Source organism: Tenacibaculum sp. MEBiC06402 (assembly GCF_049239625.1).
Lineage (GTDB): Bacteria > Bacteroidota > Bacteroidia > Flavobacteriales > Flavobacteriaceae > Polaribacter.
On record NZ_JBMKKT010000043.1, the window covers coordinates 1 to 1,899 of the forward strand.

The window sequence follows — 1,899 nt, forward strand, 5'->3', positions numbered from 1 at the left end:
TTATTAATTATCTTTCCGAAACATAGGAAAAGAACTCGCGTCCTTTTCCCGCAAAAAAATCATACACAAATACGTTGGCAAACATTAAAAAATTGAACCAATTGAATAAAATTACCATCAACTTATTAACCGCTTTTTTTCTTTTCAGTTGTGGAACAAAGTCTAAAAATAACATAGGAAAAGATGATAAAAATTTAGATTCGTTGATAATTATAGACAAGAAATACAAACTCAATGACCTCAAAGAAACTGATTCTTTTAATCACAAACTCCCTAATAATAGAATTACTGATACACTAATCTATTATTTAGATAAAAAGACTAATATCCCTAATGAATTATTTAATGAAATTTTTAATTATCAATTATCCACTATCGATGAAGCATTTTTGAGAGAAATTAAAAAACCTTTTGATTCTCTTATCCCTGTAATAATTAATTTTAAAACGATTGAATCGGATAACGAAAAAGAATATATTGATTTATATATCTTTAATTACAATTGGAAACTTTTAAAGTCTGTATCGTTAGAGTATAATATGGATTGGGACTTATATAGCCAACAATATAAATTTTTGAACGATTCTGTTTTTCAAGTTGAAGAATCTAAAGGATTGAGTTATGATAATGATTCTACAATAAACAGAACTCTAAACATAAAATTTGATAAAATAAAAACATTAGATACTTTGTATATAAAAATAGATACTTTGAGATATTATGAATGACGATTTGCCAACAAGGTGTATAATTAATTGCGGCTGTCCCGAAGCTTCGGGACCTCGCCGGAAATTCAATCTTATTAATTATCTTTCCGCAACATCGGAAAAGTACTCGCGTCCTTTTCACGCAAAAAATCATACACAAATACGTTGGCAACAATAATAACATGGAAAATTTGAAATATTTTTGGGGTAGAAAGTATACTCATTCAACATGCGAACCTCTAACAGATAAAATGATTGAGATTGCAGAAAATCATTTTAAAGTAAAACTTCCATATGAATATTTGAACCTATTGAGATTTAGAAATGGAGGATTTCTCCGCTTTAATTCGCATCCAAAAATTGACTGGTATGATGGATTAATACTTGGAATAGGGCAATCTGATAATTCAATATTTAATACTGACTGGGATAATTACTACATTACAGATGAGAAAGGCGAAGAGATAAGTTTCCCTAAAGATTCAGATAAGTTAATACAACTCAATGATAGTTCAAACGCCATAATATGCTTAGACTATAGAAATACAGATGAATTCTCTAAAGAGCCTAAAATAAGTGTAATAAACCCTCAATTAGAGAGTGATTATGTCATAGCCTCTTCATTCAAGGAGTTTTTGTCTGACTTAAAGTATGATTCCCCATACTATGAGTTTGTGATTGAATCTAACAGTTATTCTGACCAAGAGCTAATTAGTTTGATAGAAACTTCTTTTGGGGTTCAATTTGAAGATTTGCGAAATGACCCGAGTTTTAAAGCTTTAAGGGGCAAGATTATAAGTTCTGACTACAAAGAAACTACAACAGTAGATCCAGAATATGGTTTTACTATGACTAAGGTTGTTGGTAAGTCTGATTTAGTATGGCTAGCTTTTAATGTCGAAGAGGATGGGTTTGTAAATTATCCTACTCACGAAAATGTAAGATGGATTTTTAAAATTGGGAATAGTGTTTTGACTAAGACGGAAATTCTAAATAAAATGAAAGAAATTCCTCTGAAAGCCATTTTAGTATTTGATTTAGAACCTACAGCAGGTTAAAATTAATAATTAAAGTTGCCAACAAAGTATATAATTAATTGCGGCTGAATTTCCTCACCGGAAATTCATCCTTATTAATTATCTTTCCGCAACAACGGAAAAGAACTCGCGTCCTTTTCCCGCAAAAAATCATA

Annotated in this window: 2 protein-coding genes; both read left to right on the top strand. The window is 30.1% G+C overall.

All coding sequences use genetic code 11. From position 1 onward, the window contains the following. Positions 1 to 101 precede the first annotated feature (101 nt). Positions 102 to 728: a hypothetical protein gene (locus tag ACOSP6_RS00365; protein ID WP_422092353.1), complete on the top strand. Its 627-nt coding sequence runs from the start codon at positions 102 to 104 to the stop codon at positions 726 to 728. Between the two features lie 161 nt (positions 729 to 889). Continuing rightward, positions 890 to 1,765 carry an SMI1/KNR4 family protein gene (locus ACOSP6_RS00370; protein ID WP_422092675.1) on the top strand — a complete coding sequence of 292 codons (876 nt, stop codon included), beginning with the start codon at positions 890 to 892 and terminating at the stop codon, positions 1,763 to 1,765. Positions 1,766 to 1,899: the final 134 nt, after the last annotated feature.